This window comes from Corynebacterium sp. MSK158 (assembly GCF_030229085.1).
GTDB lineage: Bacteria > Actinomycetota > Actinomycetes > Mycobacteriales > Mycobacteriaceae > Corynebacterium.
Genome location: NZ_JASPHJ010000004.1, coordinates 51,276 through 71,991, shown reverse-complemented (window position 1 = coordinate 71,991; position 20,716 = coordinate 51,276). Strand labels below are relative to the sequence as shown.

Sequence of the window (20,716 nt, the reverse complement as noted above, 5' to 3'; positions counted from 1 at the left end):
GAAGTCTAGGGGCAGGCTGCTCCGAGGACGGCCAAATAGTGGCAAAAAGATACATGACCTTATCCATGCAGGCGTCATAGCCAGAAACCTGGTCACGGCGTCGACGACTATTAAGTTGGGGTATAAACGTGGCACAAGAAGTGCTTAAGGACCTGAACAAGGTCCGCAACATCGGCATCATGGCCCACATCGATGCTGGTAAGACGACCACCACCGAGCGTATTCTCTTCTACACCGGTATTAACCGTAAGGTGGGCGAGACCCACGACGGTGCTTCCACCACTGACTGGATGGCACAGGAGAAGGAACGCGGCATCACCATTACCTCCGCTGCCGTGACCTGCTTCTGGAACAACAACCAGATCAACATCATCGACACCCCAGGTCACGTTGACTTCACCGTTGAGGTTGAGCGTTCCCTCCGTGTTCTCGATGGCGCCGTCGCAGTCTTCGACGGTAAGGAAGGCGTTGAGCCGCAGTCCGAGCAGGTCTGGCGTCAGGCTGCTAAGTACGACGTTCCGCGTATCTGCTTCGTCAACAAGATGGACAAGCTGGGCGCAGACTTCTACTACACCGTTTCCACCATCGTTGACCGCCTGGGCGCTAAGCCGTTGGTTATGCAGCTGCCTATCGGCGCTGAGGATGACTTCGACGGCGTCGTTGACCTGCTGAACATGCAGGCCATCACCTGGCGCGGCAAGGTCGAGACCGGTGCTGAGCCTACCTACGAAGAGATCCCTGAGGACCTCAAGGACAAGGCTGCAGAGTACCGCGAGAAGCTGGTTGAGACCGTTGCTGAGTCCGACGAAGAGCTCATGGAGAAGTACTTCGGCGGCGAGGAGCTGACCATTGACGAGCTCAAGGCCGGCATCCGCAAGCTCACCATCAACTCTGAGGTTTACCCGGTTTACTGCGGTACCGCTTACCGCAACAAGGGCGTGCAGCCGCTGCTGGACGCTGTCGTTGACTTCCTGCCTAACCCGCTGGACGTTGGCGAGGTTATCGGCCACGAGGTCGGCAACGAGGACAACCAGCTCACCCGTAAGCCTTCCGTGGAGTCTTCCTTCTCCGCCCTATCCTTCAAGATTGCAGCTCACCCGTTCTTCGGCCAGCTGAACTTCATCCGCGTGTACTCCGGCCAGGTCACCCCGGGTACCGAAGTTATGAACTCCACCAAGGGCAAGAAGGAGCGCATCGGTAAGCTCTTCCAGATGCACGCCAACAAGGAGAACCCTGTTGAGCAGGCAGACGCCGGCAACATCTACGCAGTTGTTGGCCTGAAGGAGACCACCACCGGTGACACCCTGTGTGACAAGGATGACCAGATCATCCTCGAGTCCATGGACTTCCCGGATCCGGTTATCAAGGTTTCCATCGAGCCAAAGACCAAGGCCGACCAGGAGAAGCTGGGTAACGCCATTCAGAAGCTGGCTGCTGAGGACCCAACCTTCACCGTTGAGCTGGATGAAGAGACCGGCCAGACCGTTATCGGCGGCATGGGCGAGCTCCACCTCGACGTTCTGGTTGACCGCATGAAGCGCGAGTTCAAGGTCGAGGCAAACATCGGTAACCCGCAGGTTGCCTACCGTGAGACCATCCGCAAGAAGGTTGAGTCCATGGAATACACCCACAAGAAGCAGACCGGTGGTTCCGGCCAGTTCGCAAAGGTTATCTGCACCATCGAGCCGTACAACCCGGACCCAGAGACCCTGGAAGAGGGCGAGTCCGCAACCTACGCATTCGAGAATGCCGTTACCGGTGGCCGCGTTCCGAAGGAATACATTCCTTCCGTCGACGCTGGTATCCAGGACGCTATGCAGTACGGCTACCTGGCAGGCTTCCCGATGGTCAACATCAAGGCCACCCTGGAAGACGGCGCTTATCACGACGTCGACTCCTCCGAGATGGCCTTCAAGTTGGCCGGCTCCCAGGTCTTCAAGGAAGCAATGGCCAAGGCTAAGCCGGTTCTGCTCGAGCCGATGATGGCCGTTGAGGTTGTTACCCCTGAGGAGTACATGGGTACCGTTAACGGTGACATCTCCTCCCGCCGTGGCCAGGTCTTCGCAATGGAAGACCGCTCCGGTGCGAAGGTCGTTAAGGCTAAGGTGCCGCTGTCCGAGATGTTCGGTTACATCGGTGACCTGCGTTCGTCCACCGCAGGCCGCGCAAACTTCACCATGGTCTTCGATTCCTACGCGGAGGTTCCTTCCTCCGTGGCACAGGAGATCATCGAGGAGCGCACCGGCGGCGCCAACTAAGCGCTAGCCCCGTCTCCTCCGCGTTTAGTCGGGCTGGTACTCTTCGCCAGTAGATGCCAGACCCGCCGCGGGGCGGGACAACTGGGCCAGGGTAGCGGCGGGCTGAGTTTGCAGCTTAAGCTTCTAAGTTGTGAATTGAGCCGGCCGTTACCCTCCCAGGATCCTTTTAAAAAGATTCTTGTCGAGGGAAATGGCCGCGATTTTTCGCGGGGTTACCTCCTATAACGGCGGTTTGAAAAAACCGCGACATAAATCTAGGATCGTGTAACTGGCACGTAAAGAAAGCGTCATTAGCGCTTTGCCCCACATACTGTGGGTCGGGTGCCAATGACAACTGTCAACCACGTGGCTGCGAAGGTCGTAGCCACCATATAGTCCAGGAGGACATACAGTGGCAAAGGAGAAGTTCGAGCGTACGAAGCCGCATGTGAACATCGGCACCATCGGACACGTCGACCACGGCAAGACCACCACCACCGCAGCGATCACCAAGGTTCTGGCTGACCAGTACCCTGAGGAGAACGAGGCATTCGCGTTCGACATGATCGACAAGGCTCCTGAGGAGAAGGAGCGCGGTATTACCATCAACATCTCCCACGTTGAGTACTCCACCCCGAAGCGCCACTACGCACACGTTGACGCTCCGGGCCACGCCGACTACATCAAGAACATGATTACCGGCGCTGCTCAGATGGACGGCGCTATCCTGGTTGTTGCTGCAACCGATGGCCCGATGCCGCAGACCCGCGAGCACGTTCTGCTTGCTCGCCAGGTTGGCGTTCCTTACATCCTCGTTGCACTGAACAAGTGCGACATGGTTGATGATGAGGAAATCATCGAGCTCGTTGAGATGGAGATCCGTGAGCTGCTCGCAGAGCAGGACTACGATGAGGAAGCTCCTATCGTTCACATCTCCGCTCTGAAGGCTCTCGAGGGCGAGGACAAGTGGGTACAGTCCGTCGTTGACCTGATGGAAGCCTGCGACAACTCCATCCCGGATCCGCAGCGCGCTACCGACCAGCCGTTCCTGATGCCTATCGAGGACATCTTCACCATTACCGGCCGCGGTACCGTTGTTACCGGCCGTGTTGAGCGTGGCCGTCTGGAAGTCAACGAGGACGTTGAGATCATCGGTATCCAGGAGAAGTCCCAGACCACCACCGTTACCGGTATCGAGATGTTCCGCAAGATGATGGACTACACCGAGGCTGGCGACAACTGTGGCCTGCTTCTGCGTGGTACCAAGCGTGAGGACGTTGAGCGTGGCCAGGTTGTTATCAAGCCGGGCGCTTACACCCCGCACACCAAGTTCGAGGGTTCTGTCTACGTCCTGAAGAAGGAAGAGGGCGGCCGCCACACCCCGTTCATGAACAACTACCGTCCGCAGTTCTACTTCCGTACCACTGACGTTACCGGTGTTGTTAACCTGCCAGAGGGCACCGAGATGGTTATGCCTGGCGACAACGTTGAGATGTCCGTTGAGCTCATCCAGCCGGTCGCTATGGACGAGGGCCTGCGCTTCGCTATCCGCGAGGGCTCCCGCACCGTCGGCGCTGGCCGCGTTACCAAGGTTATCGAGTAATCGATACCCCGTAACCGCTCAGTAGAGCTTTAAAGAGTCCGCTCCACCTTCGGGTGGGGCGGATTTTTTGCTCTCTGGCCACCGCAGCTGCGCGTAGAACTACCGCGAGTATTTAGTGCCGCATGCGTGGACTTTACGAGCAGAATGAAGCCTCCCGCGGCATCGCCTGTTCGGAATGCCGCGGGAGGCTTTAGCGTATTGCGCTAGGGGCTTTTAGTGCTTCTACTTCTCCCAGCCGATATCTTCCTTGGGGAGGATGGCGAAGCCGTTGGCGCCATAGTTGGCCAGGCCCTTCTTCACGCCGACCATCTGTGGACCGTTGGCAAAGGGAAGGATGCCGTAGTGGCCAAAGGCCTCCGACTCGAGTTCATTGACCCGCTCAATCTGCTCGTCCTTGGTCGGCAGGTTCTGCAGCTCCTCAATCTTCTTATCGAATTCCTTGGTGCCGGTGCTCGACATGTTCAGTGTGGAATCGCTGGCGTAGGTCTGGCCAAAGTAGGCGACGCCAAACGGGTCAGAGGAGGCAAATGCGGAAAGGAATAGGTCGAAATCTCGCTCCGAGGTTACCTTGGAAAACTCGGACGAAGGGCGCTCTTCAATCTTGAGGTCAACGCCGACGTCCTTCAGCATCTTTTGTACCGCTGCGGCGAGGGACTTCGACACTTCATCGTCGCCGATGAGGATGTAGCGCAGGGATAGCTTCTCGCCGTCCTTAGCATAGATACCATCATCGCCTTGCTGGTAGCCGGCGTCCTCTAGCAGTTTCTTGGACTGCTCAGGGTCGAACTCGATGACGTCCTTGACGTTGTCCTTGTAGCCCTCCTGGGTGGAGTAGAGGGTAAGGGAGCCCGGCATCTCTTCTTCGTAGCCCAGGCCGTTATAGCGGATTTCGGCCAGTTGATCGCGGTCGATGGCGGAGAAGACAGCGTGGCGTACATCCTCGTCCTTGAGCTGTGGTGCCTTGGAATTGAGGGTGAAGATGACGTTGGCGGGGCGCAGTGCGGCACGGATATCAATGTCCTCGCCCATCTCGCCGGCAATGGTGAGGCTGTTCTTATCGGCCACACCGGCTGCGTCAATTTCGCCGGCTTGGAAGGCATTGATGGTGGCCTGGGATTCCATGACGCGGTAGCTTACCTTCTTCAGCTTCGGTTTATCGCCCCACCACTTTTCGTTGGGCACGAGGGTGAGGGTGCCGCCCTTGAAGTCTACGTTTTCTACCTTGAATGGGCCGGCACCGTACTGCGGGTTCAGCTTGCCCAGATATGCCTTGTCGAATTTTTCTGGGCTGTCGATGGCGGGGTGGAGAAGCTCGTTGAAGAGGCCCTGCCACCACGGGTAGGGTCCGTCGAAAGTGACAACGACGTCCTTGTCGGTAGCGCCCTTTTCCACGGAGGTAATGCGCTCGAATCCATCGGTGGCGTTTACCTGGACGTCCTCGTCCTTGCCGTTGTTGAAGCGCCAGGTATTGTCAAAGGCCTTCCAGTCAATAGGCGTGCCATCGTTGAAGGTGGCATCCTTGTTGACCTTGAAGGTGACGACGGTGTTCTCGCCCTTCTTATCTTCCTTGACATCATCGATGTAGTCGGGGTTTGGGGTGTAGTTTCCCTCGCCGTCGTATAGCGCCAGCTGTGGGTTGTACCAGCCCCAGACCTTGCGGGTATCGGCGGTCATGTTGGCGTGGAACATGTTTTGTTGCTCGGTGAGTTCATCGAGAGCGAGGGTGAGCTCGCCGTCGTCCTTGAGCTCGTCGCGGGACTTTTCGTTGTAGTCGCCAGCCGGATTAACCTCGATGTCGAGGCCGCCGACTGCCTTGGTGGAGTCGCCGTCCGAGTTGGCGGCGCAGCCGGTGAGGGCGAGTGCCGCGGCGGAGAGGGTAGCTACGGTAGCAATCCGGAAGCGGGTGAACTTTTTCATGGTGGGGTTTCTCCTTGAGTGAGAGGAAAGTGAAGGTTGCGGTAGCAGGGGAAGCCGCCGCAGCACTTCAGTTGTGAGAATAACTATATATAAGACGGGGTGTGCGTAAGGTCACTTTTGTGAAATTGGTGAGGCTTGCGCTGGACTGGGGTTGCGTCGCCTGCGGGCAGCTGCCGGATCCGGAATCGGAATGGCATCCAGGAGCTTCTTGGTGTAGTCCGCTTGGGGGTTTTCGAAGATGTCATCGGTCGGCCCGGACTCTACAAATGCGCCCTTGTACATGACGGCCACCCTGTCTGAAAGGTGGCGCACCACGGACAGATCATGGGCGACGAAAAGGTAGGATAGGCCCAGTTTTCGTTTGAGATCCTCGAGCAGGTTGATGACGCCGGCCTGGATGGAGACGTCGAGCGCGGAGACGGGCTCATCCAAGACCAAAACCGAAGGGTTTGTGGCCAGCGCGCGGGCGAGGCCGATGCGCTGGCGTTGCCCGCCGGAAAAGTGGCTGGGGAATCGATCCAGCTGGGAGGAGTCTAAGCCGACAAGTCCCATGAGCTCGTTCACGCGGGCGTCCACGTCGCTGTCGTAGCCCAAGGAGTTGAGCGGTTCGGCGATGACCTCGCGCACGGTCAGGCGCGGGTTGAGGGAGCTCATCGGGTCTTGGAAGACAATTTGGATGTCCTTGCGGGCCTCGCGGCGCTCGGAGCTGCTCATCCCGGCCGCGTCCTTCCCGTTGAGCACGACTGCGCCGTTTTCGGGCTTTAAGTCCATGATTTCTAGCAGGGTGGTGGTCTTACCGCAGCCAGACTCGCCTACGATGGCCATGCATTCGCCCTTGCGAATATCAAAGGTGAGGCCGTCCACTGCCTTGACCGTGCCCACGCGGCGCTTGACCAGCGCGCCCTTGGTAAGTGGGAATTCCTTGCGCAGGTCCGTGACCTTCAAGGTAGTGGGACGCTCGTCGCGGGGGATGCCGGCCATGACGTCCTCCGCGAGCTGCGGTGGTGTGAACATGAGCTCGCCGCCGATTTTGCGGTCGTGGATGTCGGGCGCGCGCAGGCAGGCACTCTGGTGCGAGGGGGCGTCGTCAAGCGCGATAAGCGGCGGCTCGCCGTCGGAGCAGGCGGGCTGCGCCACAGGGCAGCGCGGGGCAAACTGGCAGCGCTGCTTGAGGTCCACCAGCACCGGCGGGCTGCCCACGATAGGTGTGAGCGGTTCTTCGGCCGATACATCTGGGCGCGGCGTAGAGCCGAGCAGGCCTACGGTATAGGGCATGCGGGGCTGGGAGAAGATGGTATCCACATCGCCGCGCTCCACGGGGCGGCCGGCGTACATGACCATGACATCATCGGCCGTTTCTGCCACCACACCCATGTCGTGGGTAATCATGATGGTGGCGGCGCCGGTTTCGCGCTGAGCGAGCTTAATGACGTCCAGAATCTGCGCCTGAATGGTTACATCCAGTGCGGTCGTAGGCTCATCGGCGATGAGCACGCGCGGATTATTGGCAATCGCGATGGCAATGACCACGCGTTGGCGCATGCCGCCCGAGAACTCGTGCGGGAAGGACTTCAGCCGCAGGTGCGGGTCGGGGATGCCCACGAGGTCGAGCAACTCCGTGGCCTCTTTGAGGGCCTGCTTCTTGCCGACGTCCCTATGAGCCTGAATTGCCTCCACTAACTGCGATCCAATATCGAAGACCGGGGTGAGCGCGGAGAGCGGATCTTGGAAGATCATGCCAATACCGTTGCCACGGATCTCGGACATCTGCTTGTCGCTGAGACCGAGCAGCTCGCGGCCGTCGAACTTTACGGACCCGGTGATCTTCGCGTAGTCCGGCAGGAGCCCCATGATGGACATGGAGGTCACGGACTTACCGGAACCGGATTCACCCACGATGCCGAGCGTGCGGCCGGGGTAGAGATCAAAATCCACGCCACGGACCGCGGAGACGGATCCGGCTTCGGACGGGAAGTTTACGCGCAGGTCTTTGACGGATAAGACGGGCGAGGTCATGCTTTACCTCCGGAATTCGAGTTGGGGTCGAGTGCATCGCGCAGGCCATCGCCAATGAAAGCCATGGACACGGTGAGCAAGGTCAGGGTTGCGGCAGGGAAGTAGAACAGCCATGGGGAGGATTGCACGGCGGCGGTGCCGCCCTGCAGGAGGGTGCCGAGGGAGACGTCGGGAAGCTTGACGCCCAACCCCAGGAAGGACAGGGCCGTCTCGGAGCCCACGGTGCCCACCACGCCGAAGACGAACTGGATGATGAGTAGCGAACCAATATTGGGAATGACGTGGCGCACGATGGTGCGCAGCTTGGACACGCCCATGTAGCTCGCCGCGCGGACGTAGTCTTGCTCGCGCACCGTAAGCGCCAGCGACCAAATCACGCGGGCCTGGTACATCCAGCCAAAAAGGATGAGCACGACGATAAGCAGCTTCCAATCGCCGCCGGAATCCGCCACCACCAGTGCGATCAGCAGGAAGGTAGGGATGGACAGCAGGAAGTGGATGACCGCCAGCACCGCCTTTTCGGCAATGCCTCCCCACAAGGCTGCAGCGGATCCGATGAACGCGGAGATGACCAAGGTAGCCAGGGATACCACGATGGCGATGGTCAGGGACCTGCCTAAACCGTGAATGGTCTGGGCATAAAGGTCATTGCCGGTGTCATTCGTGCCAAACCAGTGCTCGGGGCTCGGCGGTTCCGACAGGGCAAGGAAGTCCGGCTCGGTGTAGTCCCACTTGGCAAAGAAGCCGCCAAAAAGCGCCGCAAGGACCAAGAAAACCAGGATAATAAGGCCTAAGGTGGCGAGCTTATTGCGGAAGAAGCGGCGCAGGTACAGCTTGTAGCGCGAGGTGCCACGGGGCATTTGCTCTAGGGTGGCTACCTGCTCTGCCTCGGCGGGGGAGAAGGGGTCTCCCGAAGTGACCTCGCTGTGTGCGGTGATTTCCCCGCGCGGTTCCTGCTTGAAATAGTTGCGGTCTTTAGATGGGGTCATTTAACTCACCCTCACTCGTGGATCAAGCGCGACGACAACCAGGTCCGCCAATACCGCGGAGATGGCCGTCATGGCGGCGCCAAAGGCAGCGACAGCCGCTGCACCGTTGACGTCGTTCTTGCTAATGGTCTCGATGAAGTACTGGCCCATGCCGTTCCAGCCAAAGATGCGCTCGGTCATCACCGCACCGGTGAAGATGCCCGGGATGGAAAAGGCTACCGAGGTTGCCACTGGGATGATGGAGGTGCGCAGTGCGTGCTTGCGAATCGCCTGCTGGCGGGTCAGGCCCTTAGCGCGGGCGGTGCGCACATAGTCCGCATCCAAGTTATCCAGTAGCAAGGTGCGCTGGGTCATGTGATAGCTGGCGTAGCTAATGAATACCAACGAAATGGTGGGAAGAATCAAGTGCTGTGCGGAGTCCACCAGCTTGGGAAAGAAACCTTCCACATCCAGCGAATGGGAGCCGACGACATAGAAAATCTTCTTGCCGCTGAGCTCGTTGATCTTCAGCGCGCCCCACACCACGGCGATGGACGCCACTACTACGTGGGTATTCATCGCGATGATGGAAATGCCCTGCCAGATGCGGTCGCCGGTCTTGTACTGGCGCGAAGCGGTGTAAACGCCCACGGCCACGCCGATGAGAATGGACAAAATGGTGGAGAGTAAGAGCAGCTGCGCGGAAACCCAGATGCGGTAGCTAATTTCTGAATTCACCACCTCGCCCACCGGGGATTGGCCCCAGTCCCATTTGGTGAGGATATTGGTCAGCCAGGTCCACCAGCGTTGCACAAGTGGGGTATCGGGGCTGAGGTTATAGGGCTCGAGGAGGCTATTGATTTCCTCCGGTGAAAGCGGTGGGCGGCGGCCGGTGTAGTTGGACCGTGGGTCCAAGAAGCTGGCCGCCAAGAGATAGGCGAGGTTGGTAGCCAAAAAGATCATGAGTAACCAGCCCAAGGTCTTTTTGATCAGATATTTAGTCATAGAGATTCTCCGTGCGCGGTTAAGCAGGAAACGGGGTGCAAAGGTGTATCCAACGAGCAAAACGTTGTATGTGACTAATCTAATAACCTGTTACACGGAGCACAATCACATCAGCCCCGTGACATAAATCCCCAATAAAATGACAGGTATTGCTGAACGTGGCTAAGGTGGGAAAATCTTCAATAAATACACCTTGAGCAGGAAATACGCGGCTCGAGATTGTTGAACACTTATAGTATTTATTTAATTGAATGAAATTACCTCGGGGGTGAAAATTCTCCTCTCGGCCCCGGCTGCCTGGCCGGTGGCGGCGCTGGGTAATCTTGGCGGATATGGATGACCCCACCCGCATCGATCCCACGCTTGAGTCCCTCCGCCGCGCCTGGGAGGGGCAGCCTGACCTCAGCCTTCCCACTTTCTTTGCCATGCTGGCTAATCAAGGCATTGGATGGGGCGCTACCGACGCCGAACTCGTTGCGGAATTGGAGCGCCAGGCGGGCGTGCATCCGCCCTTGCTTCCCTTGGAGGGCGGCCGCATTGTGGAAGGGGAATGGCTCGTGCTTGCCGACGCCCCCACCTACCGCATCACCGCCACCCCTACCCACATCATTGTGCGCCGCCTTGACACCCAGCCTGTGGTGTGGGCCTATGAGTCCATTCGTCCCACGGGCCCTAGCCGTCCATTTACCATTCGGGATACCGAGGGCTTTGAACACCGCTTTGGCGTGGTCTCTAGGCTTATGCGGTTAAGCGCTGAGTGCCCAGACCTTAATGGCCTGAAGCGGCAGGATTTGGGTGATTTCGTGTTCATCCTTCGCTTCGCAGCAGCCATCGGTGTGCTCGATCATGGGCTGCACCTATTTGCTAAGGAAAACCGCCGCGTAACTCGCCAGGACTACTCTTGGCAGCGCATAGAAAAATGCCGCCCCGGCGAGGAACTGGAAATGATCCTCGGGGGCGGCGAGTCGGCCCGCCTTGGGACCGTTCAGGAAATCTTGGTGGCGGAGACTCCTAACCCGTTATTCGGATAGGTCCTTCATCGGACCTACCTTGCTGAACTGCAGCTTGTAAATGGTGTCCAAATCGGCGTCGGGAAACGCTGCGCGAAAATCGCGCTCATTGTTTTCAACGGCGCCAGTAAGGCGCTCCACCGGGGTGTCCGGATTTGCCGTCACTGTGTACTGCAGCGTGGGCCGCGCGCGGTCATAGGCCACGAGGCGCTCTACATGGTCCACGCCCTTGACTCCATCCAAATCTTGGGCCACGGCGCCGGCGATAGCGTTCATCGACGTCGTGATAGAGCCCTTGTCATTGGAAGAAGCGGACTCCACGTTATTGAAGCGGCGGTGGCGCAGGTTGGCCACGACAATCCACAGCCCCAAAATAAGTAGCAGTGCGGAGCCACCGGCCAGCGCCCACACCCACCAGTCATTGTCCGCCAAGCTCTTCCACGTATCGTGGTCCACCCACAGGGCTAAGTACTTGGCAAATTCCACGTTGAAGTGGATCAAGATAGGCCACACGCCCAAAGCGATGAGGATGATTCCCAGCAGGCCCAGCAGGATGCGGTCAAAGGTAGCAAGTTTTCTAGACATTGTTATCCAACTCCGGAATCTTCTCTACAGCTACGGTGACCTGCGGCGGGTTCTTGAGGTGGGCCAGGCAGCGTGTTACCGCCGTCTCCACCCGGCTCTGCAGCTCCGCATCGTCCGTATCGCCATTAACGGTGACCTTGGCAGTCTTGCTATCCGCGGAGGTCTGCGCGGAGGCCACGCCCGGAACACGGCGAGCAGTGGCCGAAGAGAGGCGGGCAATATCCACCGGCCGCATCCACATGGACGCGGTATCGGAGGCAAGCTGCATGTGCGTGGTGCGGCGCGTCTTCACTGCCGCGAAGAGGAAAATCAGACCTACGACAATGGACGCGACGCCGGCCCAGATCATCCAGGTCTGCAGTTCTTCGGTGGCAATGAGATTAAGTACCGGCTGTACCCAGGACTGGGCATCGGAGCCGGAGCCCACCAGCCACGTCTCGCGCACGCCGACGACGCCCGCGGCGAGCAGTAGGAGCCCAAGGATCACGGCCCAAGTACGCGCCGCCGGAGACGCCTTCGGCTGCCGCCCAAAGTGTTCAGGCATGTGCTGATCAGCCATTATTGCCTCCTTGTGGGCGATACGGGTTAATGGAAATGGCGCGCAAGGGCTCGGGTCGTGGCGCATCGACGTGCAACGGCCGAGGATTTGCCGGCGTGACCGCAATGCGCTTGAGCGGTTGTGGCCGCGGGGCCTTTACCGTGCGCGCAGGGGCAGACTTGGGGGCCTCGACGCGGCGCGGAGTCCACTCGTGGCGAATTTCAATCTCGTGCAGCGGCTGCGGCCGAGGGACTGCTACCTGAACCTTTCGTGCCAGCGGACGAACCTGCCCACTAGGGATCAACCTGGTTGGGCGAGGTGCAGCCACGCTGTGTACGCGAACCGGCTTGGGTTCCCTAATCGGCCGCACCGTGTGGTCGCTTGGGGACGAAATCTCACGCAGCTGGTGGTCTGGGAGGTCAGTGGAAATGTTGCGTACCTCAGTCTCGCGCGGGGTGTCCACGGACTGCACTGCGGCGCCGGCGGCCGGCGCAGCGATGGTGCGCACCGGTGTCTCCTGCGGTGTGGCAATGCTGCGTACATTCACCGACTCTGCAGTGACCGGCTGCCATACCGGCGAGGGCGTGATGCGTGGCGCGACGGCAGCAGCAACCTGGCGTTGCTCCACCTCTGCGGCAGTCACTCGATTGCCCGGAACGGAACCGCCGACGGTGACATTGACGCGCGTTGTGGAATAACCGGTGTGTGCCGCGATGGCTTCCGAGATGGCAGCACGAGTATGTTCCGCCACCGTGGTGACCGGCGAAGGCCACACCACGCCAATGGTGGCGTTGACGGCCGCTACCTCGCGCTCCGAGTCCATTTGGACCGAGACCCGTGGAAAACCGCGGCCGCCGATGCCCGCTAGCTTGGCCTCTATAGCCTTGGTGCCGGGCACGCTAGCAATCGCGGCGGTAACGATGCGTTCCATGGTCCGCAGCGAGATACGCGTGTGGCCCTGAGTGGAACTATCTGTCATTAACCTTGGCCTTTCTCCTTACCAATGAGGCCATTCCACACAGAAGTGAGATCGATACGGCCATCAAAGTGTGCTCCCACAATGCCGCCGATTGCGGCAAGGAGTACGGCGAGCAAAGTAGGACCCCAGCCTAGGTACAAAAAGAAGGCAAGAATAAGGCCGGAAATGATGCCCAAAGTGGTGTAATTCTTCATATCTATTCCTTCGATGGAGCAGCGGATAAGCCATCTACGGCGTCAGAAAACTCAACGTCAATGCGCTGCAGTTCGGGACAAGCCCCACGGGCGGCGGACCGAATATCTTCTGCCAAGGCATACAGATCCGGCGCGGCGCTGATATCAACGCGAATGTTGATCTGCAGGTGGCGATCATCGCGCGGGTCGGGCCGCCGCATGCCGACGATGCGTTCGCCCGGTAGGTACAAACTCACCGAACCGAACGAACCACCGTCGAGCGCGGCGACACCGCGTACCTTCTGGACTGCCTCTGCAATAGCGCGGGCGTGGCTTACCTCGAGCTCAAAACGTGCTCGGGGCTCAGGCATTGGGCTTAAGCCTGACCCTGGTTCAAAGCAGCCTGGTCCTCAGCCTCGGACTCTTCCTTCGGCAGCTTAACGTCGTGAACAACAACGTTGACGCGCTCGACACTCAGGCCGGTCATGCGCTCTACCGCATTCATGATGTTGCGGCGGATAGCCTCGGCGAGCTCGTGGATGGCCACGCCGTACTCAGCGGTGATGGCAATGTCGATGCGAGCGGTGCCGTCCGCTACCTCTACGTCCACACCCTGGCGGACGTCCTCAGAAGCACCGAAGGACTCGCGGATATTGCCGATCATGCGGGCTCCGCCGCCACCCAGGGCATCCACGCCGGAAACCTCGCGGGCAGCGATGCCGGCAATCTTGGACACCACGACATCATCGATGGTGGTGGTGCCGTACTGGGTTTCCAGGTTGTTATTGACCTCGCGCTCCTGGGAAGCAGGAACCTGGTTGTCAGAGTTTTGTGCAGGGGTCTTGTTTTCAGACATGGGCGAGTGAGCCTTTCTCTATTGGGTGATGCATGAACGCGATATTCAACTATCTAGGCAGGACAAAGAGTCCACAGCCATTGACTCCGAGCTTAGATACTTCTCAGCCGAGTGTGGGGTGCGAGGCAACAAAATTTTCCAAAACGTGATTTTTGGCACGGTTTAATACGCGGCTTGAAAAACCGCAGCCCAACATGCTTAAATACAAAGGTTGCTTTAACAGGGCAGCGAGAACCGAGGTTCGGTGATGGCGGCGGACGTCGCCAAGCATGAGTCTCGGGGAGACGCTGAGCTGGTAAAGCGAACATGACACCTTCGTTGTCGCCATGCTTCAGGAAAACCTGAAGCATTGACTGGAAGGTCATCCAATCGGGCTAGGTCCGCGTTAGAGCAGTGACACCCCGAGAAGATGGACCGGAGAAGGGGCATGGCAAATAAACAGCGGCAGTAGACGAATTGGACACTCTCCACGTGTAATGCGTGAAAACCGTCCTCTTCACAATACTTTGACTACGGGTCTTGTACCCCGTCGAGAGCACTGCGTTCTGGCACTTGCCATGTACTGCAACTCTTGGTCGTCATGGCAGTCAGACCACTGGCGTTGTGTCAGGCCCCAAGCCCGGACAACGTTATAGAGAAATCGAGAAGCAATTTCCCACCGCTTCACGCCTCGGAAACGCCGGGAATGTGAAAGTGGGGAAGCGAGGAAGAGGATAAGCGTGGCGGGACAAAAAATCCGCATTCGGCTGAAGGCCTATGACCACGAGGCTATCGACGCTTCTGCAAAGAAGATCGTCGAGACCGTTACCCGTACCGGTGCTCGTGTAGTTGGCCCAGTGCCGCTCCCAACCGAGAAGAACGTATACGCAGTTATTCGTTCTCCGCACAAGTACAAGGACTCTCGCGAGCACTTCGAGATGCGCACTCACAAGCGCCTGATCGACATTCTCGACCCAACCCCGAAGACCGTTGATGCTCTTATGCGCATCGATCTTCCGGCAAGCGTCGACGTGAACATCCAGTAAGCGACTTTGGTGGAGAACAAATAATGAGTGAAAACGAGATCAAGGGCATTCTGGGCAAGAAGCTCGGCATGACCCAGGTCTTCGACGAGGACAACCGCGTTGTGCCGGTTACCGTCGTCGAGGCAGGGCCATGCGTTGTCACCCAGATTCGCACCCCCGAAACCGATGGTTACAGCGCCATCCAGATCGCCTTTGGCGAAATCGACCCACGCAAGGCAAACAAGCCGGTTGGTGGACACTTCAAGAAGGCTGGCGTAACCCCGCGCCGTCACGTTGCGGAAATCCGCATGGACGACACCTCTGCATACGAGGTTGGCCAAGAGGTCAAGGTTGACATCTTCGAGGGCATCACCTTCGTTGACGTCACCGGCAAGACCAAGGGCCACGGCTACGCCGGCGCCATGAAGCGCCACGGCTTCGCAGGCCAGGGCGCAGCTCACGGTAACCAGGCCGCTCACCGCCGCGTTGGCGGCATCGGCGGCGCTGCTACCCCGGGCCGCGTCTTCAAGGGCAAGCGCATGGCTGGCCGTATGGGCCATGACCGCGTGACCACCCAGAACCTGAAGATTCAGAAAATCGATGCCGAGTCCAACCTGCTGCTCATCAAGGGTGCTATCCCTGGTGCGCGCGGCGGCCTCGTCACCGTTAAGACCGCAGTGAAGGGCGGTGCACACGCATGAGCAACCTCAAGCTAGACGTCCACACTTCCGAGGGTAAGACCAACGGCTCTGTAGACCTGCCAGCTGAAATCTTTGACACCGAGGCATCCATTGCTTTGATGCACCAGGTTGTTAACGCTCAGCTTGCTGCTGCACGCCAGGGCACCCACGCAACCAAGACCCGCGGCGACGTCCGCGGTGGTGGTCGCAAGCCTTTCCGTCAGAAGGGCACCGGCCGTGCACGCCAGGGCTCCATCCGCGCACCGCACTACACCGGTGGCGGCACCGTCCATGGCCCACAGCCACGCGACTACGCACAGCGCACCCCTAAGAAGATGATCAAGGCTGCTCTCTTCGGTGCGCTGTCCGACCGTGCTCGCAACGAGCGCATCCACGTCATCGAAGAGCTCGTACCGGGCCAGAAGCCGTCCACCAAGTCGGCCAAGGCCTTCCTCGAGTCCCTGACCGAGCGCAAGAACGTGCTGCTGGTCATCGGCCGCGAGGACATCAATGCTCGTCGTAGCGCTAATAACCTGCCTAACGTTCAGATCCTGGACGCTGGCCAGCTCAACACCTACGACGTTCTCTACTCCGATGACGTTGTGTTCTCCGTTGAGGCGCTACACACCTTCATCAACCGCGCAACCGGCGCGGATAAGGAGGAGAACTAATGGCTAAGATTTCTAACCCACGCGATATCATCATCGCCCCGGTTGTATCCGAGAAGTCCTACGGTCTGATGGAACAGAACGTATACACGTTCTACGTTTCCACGGACTCCAACAAGTCCCAGATTAAAGATGCCGTAGAGCAGATCTTTGACGTAAAGGTCGACTCCGTGAACACCGTGAACCGTGCAGGTAAGCGTAAGCGCACCCGCACCGGTTACGGCCAGCGTAAGTCCACCAAGCGTGCATACGTGACGCTCCGTGAAGGCAGCGACTCCATCGACGTCTTTGGCGCACAGGCCTAAGACGGAGACGAAGTAAGGAAGAATTATGGCTATTCGTAAGTACAAGCCGACAACTCCGGGTCGCCGCGCATCCTCCGTTTCTGAGTTTGACGAGATCACTCGTTCTACTCCGGAGAAGTCCCTGCTGCGCCCGCTGAGCAAGACTGGTGGCCGTAACAACTACGGCCGCATCACCACCCGCCACATCGGCGGTGGCCACAAGCGCCGTTACCGTCTGATCGACTTCCGTCGTAACGACAAGGACGGCATTCCGGCAAAGGTCGCTCACATCGAGTACGACCCGAACCGCACCGCAAACATTGCACTGCTTCACTACGTTGATGGCGAGAAGCGCTACATCATCGCCCCTAAGGGCCTGAAGCAGGGCACCATCGTAGAGTCCGGCCCGAACGCAGATATCAAGGTTGGCAACAACCTGCCGCTGCGCAATATCCCGACCGGTTCCATCATCCACGCTGTTGAGCTCAAGCCGGGCGCCGGCGCTAAGCTGGCTCGCTCCGCTGGTGCTTCCATCCAGCTGCTGGGTAAGGAAGGCAAGTACGCAGTTCTGCGTATGCCGTCTTCCGAAATCCGCCGTGTGGACATCCGCTGCCGCGCCACCGTTGGTGAGGTTGGCAACGCCGAGCAGATGAACATCCGCTGGGGCAAGGCCGGCCGTATGCGCTGGAAGGGCGTACGCCCGACCGTCCGCGGTGTCGTTATGAACCCGGTTGACCACCCACACGGTGGTGGTGAGGGTAAGACCTCGGGTGGTCGCCACCCTGTGTCCCCATGGGGCCACAAGGAGGGTCGCACCCGCAACCCGAACCGTTACTCCAACAACATGATCGTGCGCCGTCGTCGCCCGAACAAGAAGCGCTAAGAGGAGGTAAACAATGCCACGCAGCCTTAAGAAGGGCCCGTTCGTCGATGAGCACCTCCTCAACAAGGTGGATGCTCAGAACGATGCAGGCACCAAGCAGGTCATCAAGACCTGGTCTCGCCGCTCGACCATTCTCCCCGATTTCATCGGTCACACCTTCGCCGTCCATGACGGCCGCAAGCACGTGCCGGTTTTCATCGAGGACTCCATGGTCGGCCACAAGCTGGGCGAGTTTGCACCAACCAAGACCTTTAAGGGTCACGTCAAGGATGACAAGAAGGGACGTCGATAAGCGATGAGTGAGACCATCACCTCCGCATCCGCCACGGCCCGCTACGTCCGCGTCACCCCGATGAAGGCACGTCGCGTGCTCGATCTGGTCCGCGGCAAGTCCGTAAGCGAAGCCCTGGCTATCCTGAAGTACGCACCGCAGGGTGCTTCCAAGCCAGTTGCCAAGGTCGTTGCTTCTGCAGCCGCTAACGCTGAGAACAACTTCGGCCTCGACCCACGCACCCTGGTCATCTCCGAGGCTTATGCCAACGAGGGTCCGACCATGCGTCGTTTCCAGCCGCGTGCACAGGGTCGTGCATTCATGATTCGTAAGCGCACCAGCCACATCACCGTGGTGGTCGAAAGCCAGCAGGAAGGGGCCAAGTAATGGGCCAGAAGATCCATCCTCACGGCCTACGTTTGGGCATCACTTCCGACTGGAAGACCCACTGGTTCGCCGATAAGGACTACGCGAACTACGTAGCCGAAGACATCAAGATTCGTAACTACCTCAACAAGGGCCTTGAGCGCGCCGGCATCGCCGACGTCGTCATCGAGCGCACCCGCGACCGCGTCCGCGTCGACATTCACACCGCCCGGCCGGGCATCGTGATTGGCCGCCGCGGTGCTGAGGCTGACCGCATCCGCCGCGAGCTGGAAAAGCTCACCGGCAAGATGGTTGCTCTCAACATCCTCGAGGTCAAGCAGGTAGACGCAAACGCAACCCTGGTTGCTCACTCCATCGCGGAGCAGCTGGTTAACCGTGTCGCATTCCGTCGTGCAATGCGCAAGGCTATCCAGTCCGCTATGCGCCAGCCACAGGTTAAGGGCATCAAGATCCTGCTGTCCGGCCGCCTGGGCGGTGCAGAAATGTCCCGCGTTGAGCGCTACCACGAGGGTCGCGTTCCGCTGCACACTCTTCGCGCCGAAATCGACTACGGCACCGCAGAGGCCCACACCACCTTCGGCCGCATCGGCATCAAGGTGTGGATCTACAAGGGTGACGTCGTCGGTGGCGTACGCGAGTCCGAACTGAACGCTCCGGCACAGGGCCGTGGCCGTGACCGCAATGGTCGCTCCCGCCGCGGTGGCCAGCGCCGCCAGCGTGCACAGCAGAAGCAGGAGGGCTAATCCATGCTGATTCCTAAGCGTGTTAAGTACCGCCGTCAGCACCGCCCGAACCGTCGCGGCGTGTCCAAGGGCGGTAACCGCATCAACTTCGGCGATTACGCAATCCAGGCTCTCGAGCCGGCGTACATCACCAACCGTCAGATTGAGGCCGCACGTATTGCCATCAACCGCCACGTCAAGCGTGGTGGCAAGGTGTGGATCAACATCTTCCCGGACCGTCCGTTGACCCAGAAGCCGCTCGGCGTTCGTATGGGTTCCGGTAAGGGCCCGGTTGAGAAGTGGGTGGCTAACGTTAAGCCAGGCCGCGTACTTTTCGAGATGAGCTATCCGAACGATGCCGTTGCAATTGAGGCTCTGCGCCGCGCTGGCCAGAAGCTTCCTTGCAAGGTCCGTATCATCAAGAAGGAGGACCAGTTCTAATGGCAACCGGTACCCCCGCCCACGAGTTCCGTGAGCTCGACAACGCTGAGCTGCAGTCCCGCCTGAAGGATGCGAAGGAAGAGCTGTTCAACCTTCGCTTCCAGAAGGCCACCGGCCAGCTGACCAACAACCGCCGCATCGGCACGGTTAAGCGCGACATTGCCCGCATCTACACCGTTCTGCGCGAGCGCGAGCTGGGCCTGTCCGTTGCTCCGGGAGCTGAGGCTTAATCATGAGTGAGGCTAACGTGACTGATTCCAAGAAGGCACCTACTCCGAAGAAGGAGAAGGTCAAGGGCGCTCCTAAGGTTCGCACCGGCTACGTAGTATCCGACAAGATGACCAAGACCATCGTTGTCGAGCTGGAAGACCGCAAGCAGCACGCCCTGTACGGCAAGATCATGCGCTCTAACAAGAAGGTTAAGGTGCATGATGAGGAAGAAACCGCAGGCATCGGCGATCTCGTACGCATCGCTGAGACCCGCCCGCTGTCCAAGGACAAGCACTTCCGTCTCGTTGAGATCATCGAGAAGGCTAAGTAAAAACTAGCCAGCGCAGCCCCTGCTCCGAATCTTAGGGTTCGGGGCGGGGGCCTTCGCCGTTTTAGGACTTCTTTACGGCCGGGCCCTGCCATAAAACCAGTAGGGAACCCATGTGACGTCGGTGGTATCTAGGCCCCATTCATTCACCGCGAGGCCTCGCACGCTTTTTGCTAGCTTCCCCTCGCCGGAAGCCCAAACGTACCCTGGCCCCGGCGCACCGGCATAGTCCGCTCTCAGGGCGGCAACGACAGCCTCTGCCTCCTCGTGCGGTTGGGTATGAATAATCTGCAGGCTGCGTACGCTCGCCTCCCATCTAGCTGCGAGGCCTGGTTCAACCTCGTCGTTGCTGGTAACCACGGCCATAACGTCGGTGGCCCGAAGCATTTCCGGGTTATGATCTTCTTGGTAGGCCAAAATATGCCGCAGCGCGGGCAGGGCGGATGCGTCGGCGACTAGAAGTTGTGGCTTCTCGGTTGGCCGCCAGAGTTCGTTGCAGGTAAAGAATCCTGCCGTATCGCCGGCTTGTGCGCGGCGAATCCACCGCGAGCCAGGTCCTGAATCACCGTGTGTCACCACGTCGACATCGACTGTGGCCTCCTCTGAGTGGAGCGCGCGGATGGTGTACCAGCGCAGGTCCGGCCGCCTCTCCTCGTCGATCGCGCTCACAGCCGAGCGGAGGTTTATGCCGTCGACGGGGAAGGGGGTAAATTCTTGTTTAGCTCGGGGCATGACGAGTCCAAAGAATTCATCGGGACCGGAGAGGGTGTATGTCCGGAAAGCCTCGGCGTAGAACGTGAGCCGGTGCAAGCGCGGACGGATCCGTTTATTGGCGGTCAAAGTAACGGGGATGAGTTCGTGCGCAGACATTGGGGCCGATTGTAGAGAAGGGTTCATGTGTCTAATAAATTACTATTTTAGTTTAGCCTTGCCTAATCGTCCCTATGCGTT

General features: G+C 59.2%; 25 protein-coding genes. 14 read left to right on the top strand and 11 right to left on the bottom strand.

All coding sequences use genetic code 11. The annotated features are described in order from the left end of the window. The first annotated feature begins 128 nt into the window (after nt 1–128). Nucleotides 129–2,258 carry an elongation factor G gene (gene fusA, locus QP915_RS04660; protein WP_284768291.1) on the top strand — a complete coding sequence of 710 codons (2,130 nt, stop codon included), beginning with the start codon at nt 129–131 and terminating at the stop codon, nt 2,256–2,258. A gap of 391 nt (nt 2,259–2,649) precedes the next feature. After that, nucleotides 2,650–3,840: an elongation factor Tu gene (gene tuf, locus QP915_RS04655; protein WP_239273828.1), complete on the top strand. Its 1,191-nt coding sequence runs from the start codon at nt 2,650–2,652 to the stop codon at nt 3,838–3,840. A gap of 222 nt (nt 3,841–4,062) precedes the next feature. On the opposite strand, the gene QP915_RS04650 is transcribed toward tuf, so the two are convergent. The 4 genes from QP915_RS04650 to QP915_RS04635 form a co-directional block, all read right to left on the bottom strand. Then, nucleotides 4,063–5,757, bottom strand: coding sequence for an ABC transporter family substrate-binding protein (locus QP915_RS04650; RefSeq protein ID WP_284768289.1), 1,695 nt, complete (start codon nt 5,755–5,757; stop codon nt 4,063–4,065). A gap of 111 nt (nt 5,758–5,868) precedes the next feature. After that, nucleotides 5,869–7,773, bottom strand: a complete 1,905-nt coding sequence (locus QP915_RS04645; protein WP_284768288.1) for a dipeptide ABC transporter ATP-binding protein — start codon at nt 7,771–7,773, stop codon at nt 5,869–5,871. Next, complete coding sequence (locus QP915_RS04640) at nt 7,770–8,762, bottom strand: ABC transporter permease (protein WP_284768287.1); 993 nt, start codon at nt 8,760–8,762, stop codon at nt 7,770–7,772. The genes QP915_RS04645 and QP915_RS04640 overlap by 4 nt, the downstream gene beginning before the upstream one ends. Next, nucleotides 8,763–9,746 carry an ABC transporter permease gene (locus QP915_RS04635; protein WP_023020541.1) on the bottom strand — a complete coding sequence of 328 codons (984 nt, stop codon included), beginning with the start codon at nt 9,744–9,746 and terminating at the stop codon, nt 8,763–8,765. It lies immediately after the preceding gene. Nucleotides 9,747–10,078: 332 nt separating this feature from the next. Here QP915_RS04635 and QP915_RS04630 point away from each other — a divergent pair, with 332 nt between their 5' ends. Then, nucleotides 10,079–10,777: a hypothetical protein gene (locus tag QP915_RS04630; protein WP_284768285.1), complete on the top strand. Its 699-nt coding sequence runs from the start codon at nt 10,079–10,081 to the stop codon at nt 10,775–10,777. On the opposite strand, the gene amaP is transcribed toward QP915_RS04630, so the two are convergent. From amaP to QP915_RS04600, 6 genes are read right to left on the bottom strand one after another with little or no spacing between them, the layout of a single operon-like run. Beyond that, nucleotides 10,766–11,341, bottom strand: a complete 576-nt coding sequence (gene amaP / locus QP915_RS04625; protein ID WP_284768283.1) for an alkaline shock response membrane anchor protein AmaP — start codon at nt 11,339–11,341, stop codon at nt 10,766–10,768. The genes QP915_RS04630 and amaP overlap by 12 nt on opposite strands. Next, nucleotides 11,334–11,900 (bottom strand): DUF6286 domain-containing protein, encoded by a 567-nt coding sequence (locus QP915_RS04620; protein WP_284768282.1) that lies wholly within the window; start codon nt 11,898–11,900, stop codon nt 11,334–11,336. Before QP915_RS04620 ends, amaP begins: the two co-directional genes overlap by 8 nt. Then, nucleotides 11,893–12,858 carry an Asp23/Gls24 family envelope stress response protein gene (locus QP915_RS04615; protein WP_284768280.1) on the bottom strand — a complete coding sequence of 322 codons (966 nt, stop codon included), beginning with the start codon at nt 12,856–12,858 and terminating at the stop codon, nt 11,893–11,895. The genes QP915_RS04620 and QP915_RS04615 overlap by 8 nt, the downstream gene beginning before the upstream one ends. Beyond that, nucleotides 12,858–13,052, bottom strand: a complete 195-nt coding sequence (locus QP915_RS04610) for a hypothetical protein (protein ID WP_005322852.1) — start codon at nt 13,050–13,052, stop codon at nt 12,858–12,860. The genes QP915_RS04615 and QP915_RS04610 overlap by 1 nt, the downstream gene beginning before the upstream one ends. 2 nt (nt 13,053–13,054) lie before the next feature. Continuing rightward, complete coding sequence (locus tag QP915_RS04605) at nt 13,055–13,402, bottom strand: hypothetical protein (protein WP_049378862.1); 348 nt, start codon at nt 13,400–13,402, stop codon at nt 13,055–13,057. Nucleotides 13,403–13,407: 5 nt separating this feature from the next. Beyond that, nucleotides 13,408–13,887: an Asp23/Gls24 family envelope stress response protein gene (locus tag QP915_RS04600; protein ID WP_284768278.1), complete on the bottom strand. Its 480-nt coding sequence runs from the start codon at nt 13,885–13,887 to the stop codon at nt 13,408–13,410. 719 nt (nt 13,888–14,606) lie between these two features. On the opposite strand from QP915_RS04600, the gene rpsJ reads away from it, so the two are divergent. From rpsJ to rpsQ, 11 genes are read left to right on the top strand one after another with little or no spacing between them, the layout of a single operon-like run. Beyond that, nucleotides 14,607–14,912 carry a 30S ribosomal protein S10 gene (gene rpsJ / locus QP915_RS04595; protein WP_003848085.1) on the top strand — a complete coding sequence of 102 codons (306 nt, stop codon included), beginning with the start codon at nt 14,607–14,609 and terminating at the stop codon, nt 14,910–14,912. Between the two features lie 23 nt (nt 14,913–14,935). Next, nucleotides 14,936–15,592: a 50S ribosomal protein L3 gene (rplC, locus tag QP915_RS04590; RefSeq protein WP_005322848.1), complete on the top strand. Its 657-nt coding sequence runs from the start codon at nt 14,936–14,938 to the stop codon at nt 15,590–15,592. Continuing rightward, complete coding sequence (gene rplD, locus QP915_RS04585) at nt 15,589–16,242, top strand: 50S ribosomal protein L4 (RefSeq protein WP_005322847.1); 654 nt, start codon at nt 15,589–15,591, stop codon at nt 16,240–16,242. Before rplC ends, rplD begins: the two co-directional genes overlap by 4 nt. Continuing rightward, nucleotides 16,242–16,544 carry a 50S ribosomal protein L23 gene (gene rplW, locus QP915_RS04580; RefSeq protein WP_005322846.1) on the top strand — a complete coding sequence of 101 codons (303 nt, stop codon included), beginning with the start codon at nt 16,242–16,244 and terminating at the stop codon, nt 16,542–16,544. Before rplD ends, rplW begins: the two co-directional genes overlap by 1 nt. A 25-nt stretch (nt 16,545–16,569) precedes the next feature. Then, nucleotides 16,570–17,406: a 50S ribosomal protein L2 gene (gene rplB, locus QP915_RS04575; RefSeq protein WP_204610252.1), complete on the top strand. Its 837-nt coding sequence runs from the start codon at nt 16,570–16,572 to the stop codon at nt 17,404–17,406. A 13-nt stretch (nt 17,407–17,419) separates the two neighbouring features. Further along, nucleotides 17,420–17,698 (top strand): 30S ribosomal protein S19, encoded by a 279-nt coding sequence (rpsS, locus tag QP915_RS04570; RefSeq protein ID WP_005276936.1) that lies wholly within the window; start codon nt 17,420–17,422, stop codon nt 17,696–17,698. 3 nt (nt 17,699–17,701) lie between these two features. Further along, entirely contained in the window at nt 17,702–18,064 is a 363-nt protein-coding gene (gene rplV / locus QP915_RS04565) for a 50S ribosomal protein L22 (protein ID WP_005276938.1), read from the top strand. Then, entirely contained in the window at nt 18,064–18,807 is a 744-nt protein-coding gene (gene rpsC, locus QP915_RS04560; protein ID WP_023027807.1) for a 30S ribosomal protein S3, read from the top strand. The genes rplV and rpsC overlap by 1 nt, the downstream gene beginning before the upstream one ends. Nucleotides 18,808–18,810: 3 nt before the next feature. Further along, nucleotides 18,811–19,227: a 50S ribosomal protein L16 gene (rplP, locus tag QP915_RS04555; RefSeq protein ID WP_023020553.1), complete on the top strand. Its 417-nt coding sequence runs from the start codon at nt 18,811–18,813 to the stop codon at nt 19,225–19,227. Next, nucleotides 19,227–19,457 (top strand): 50S ribosomal protein L29, encoded by a 231-nt coding sequence (gene rpmC, locus QP915_RS04550; RefSeq protein WP_005322842.1) that lies wholly within the window; start codon nt 19,227–19,229, stop codon nt 19,455–19,457. Before rplP ends, rpmC begins: the two co-directional genes overlap by 1 nt. A gap of 2 nt (nt 19,458–19,459) precedes the next feature. Continuing rightward, nucleotides 19,460–19,768, top strand: a complete 309-nt coding sequence (gene rpsQ / locus QP915_RS04545; RefSeq protein WP_049378865.1) for a 30S ribosomal protein S17 — start codon at nt 19,460–19,462, stop codon at nt 19,766–19,768. Between the two features lie 72 nt (nt 19,769–19,840). Here rpsQ and QP915_RS04540 read toward each other — a convergent pair whose 3' ends face one another. Then, a complete protein-coding gene (locus tag QP915_RS04540) occupies nt 19,841–20,635 on the bottom strand; it encodes a siderophore-interacting protein (protein WP_284768276.1) in 795 nt (264 codons plus the stop codon). Nucleotides 20,636–20,716 lie beyond the last annotated feature (81 nt).

Excerpts from the sequence above, each read along its gene's own strand:
- QP915_RS04650 (WP_284768289.1), bottom strand. The coding sequence starts at position 5,757 with ATGAAAAAGTTCACCCGCTTCCGGATTGCTACCGTAGCTACCCTCTCC.
- QP915_RS04645 (WP_284768288.1), bottom strand. The coding sequence starts at position 7,773 with ATGACCTCGCCCGTCTTATCCGTCAAAGACCTGCGCGTAAACTTCCCG.
- QP915_RS04640 (WP_284768287.1), bottom strand. The coding sequence starts at position 8,762 with ATGACCCCATCTAAAGACCGCAACTATTTCAAGCAGGAACCGCGCGGG.
- QP915_RS04635 (WP_023020541.1), bottom strand. The coding sequence starts at position 9,746 with ATGACTAAATATCTGATCAAAAAGACCTTGGGCTGGTTACTCATGATC.
- QP915_RS04630 (WP_284768285.1), top strand. The coding sequence starts at position 10,079 with ATGGATGACCCCACCCGCATCGATCCCACGCTTGAGTCCCTCCGCCGC.
- amaP (WP_284768283.1), bottom strand. The coding sequence starts at position 11,341 with ATGTCTAGAAAACTTGCTACCTTTGACCGCATCCTGCTGGGCCTGCTG.
- QP915_RS04620 (WP_284768282.1), bottom strand. The coding sequence starts at position 11,900 with ATGGCTGATCAGCACATGCCTGAACACTTTGGGCGGCAGCCGAAGGCG.
- QP915_RS04615 (WP_284768280.1), bottom strand. The coding sequence starts at position 12,858 with ATGACAGATAGTTCCACTCAGGGCCACACGCGTATCTCGCTGCGGACC.
- QP915_RS04610 (WP_005322852.1), bottom strand. The coding sequence starts at position 13,052 with ATGAAGAATTACACCACTTTGGGCATCATTTCCGGCCTTATTCTTGCC.
- QP915_RS04605 (WP_049378862.1), bottom strand. The coding sequence starts at position 13,402 with ATGCCTGAGCCCCGAGCACGTTTTGAGCTCGAGGTAAGCCACGCCCGC.
- QP915_RS04600 (WP_284768278.1), bottom strand. The coding sequence starts at position 13,887 with ATGTCTGAAAACAAGACCCCTGCACAAAACTCTGACAACCAGGTTCCT.
- rplC (WP_005322848.1), top strand. The coding sequence starts at position 14,936 with ATGAGTGAAAACGAGATCAAGGGCATTCTGGGCAAGAAGCTCGGCATG.
- rplD (WP_005322847.1), top strand. The coding sequence starts at position 15,589 with ATGAGCAACCTCAAGCTAGACGTCCACACTTCCGAGGGTAAGACCAAC.
- rplW (WP_005322846.1), top strand. The coding sequence starts at position 16,242 with ATGGCTAAGATTTCTAACCCACGCGATATCATCATCGCCCCGGTTGTA.
- rplB (WP_204610252.1), top strand. The coding sequence starts at position 16,570 with ATGGCTATTCGTAAGTACAAGCCGACAACTCCGGGTCGCCGCGCATCC.
- rpsS (WP_005276936.1), top strand. The coding sequence starts at position 17,420 with ATGCCACGCAGCCTTAAGAAGGGCCCGTTCGTCGATGAGCACCTCCTC.
- rplV (WP_005276938.1), top strand. The coding sequence starts at position 17,702 with ATGAGTGAGACCATCACCTCCGCATCCGCCACGGCCCGCTACGTCCGC.
- rpsC (WP_023027807.1), top strand. The coding sequence starts at position 18,064 with ATGGGCCAGAAGATCCATCCTCACGGCCTACGTTTGGGCATCACTTCC.
- rplP (WP_023020553.1), top strand. The coding sequence starts at position 18,811 with ATGCTGATTCCTAAGCGTGTTAAGTACCGCCGTCAGCACCGCCCGAAC.
- rpmC (WP_005322842.1), top strand. The coding sequence starts at position 19,227 with ATGGCAACCGGTACCCCCGCCCACGAGTTCCGTGAGCTCGACAACGCT.
- rpsQ (WP_049378865.1), top strand. The coding sequence starts at position 19,460 with ATGAGTGAGGCTAACGTGACTGATTCCAAGAAGGCACCTACTCCGAAG.
- QP915_RS04540 (WP_284768276.1), bottom strand. The coding sequence starts at position 20,635 with ATGTCTGCGCACGAACTCATCCCCGTTACTTTGACCGCCAATAAACGG.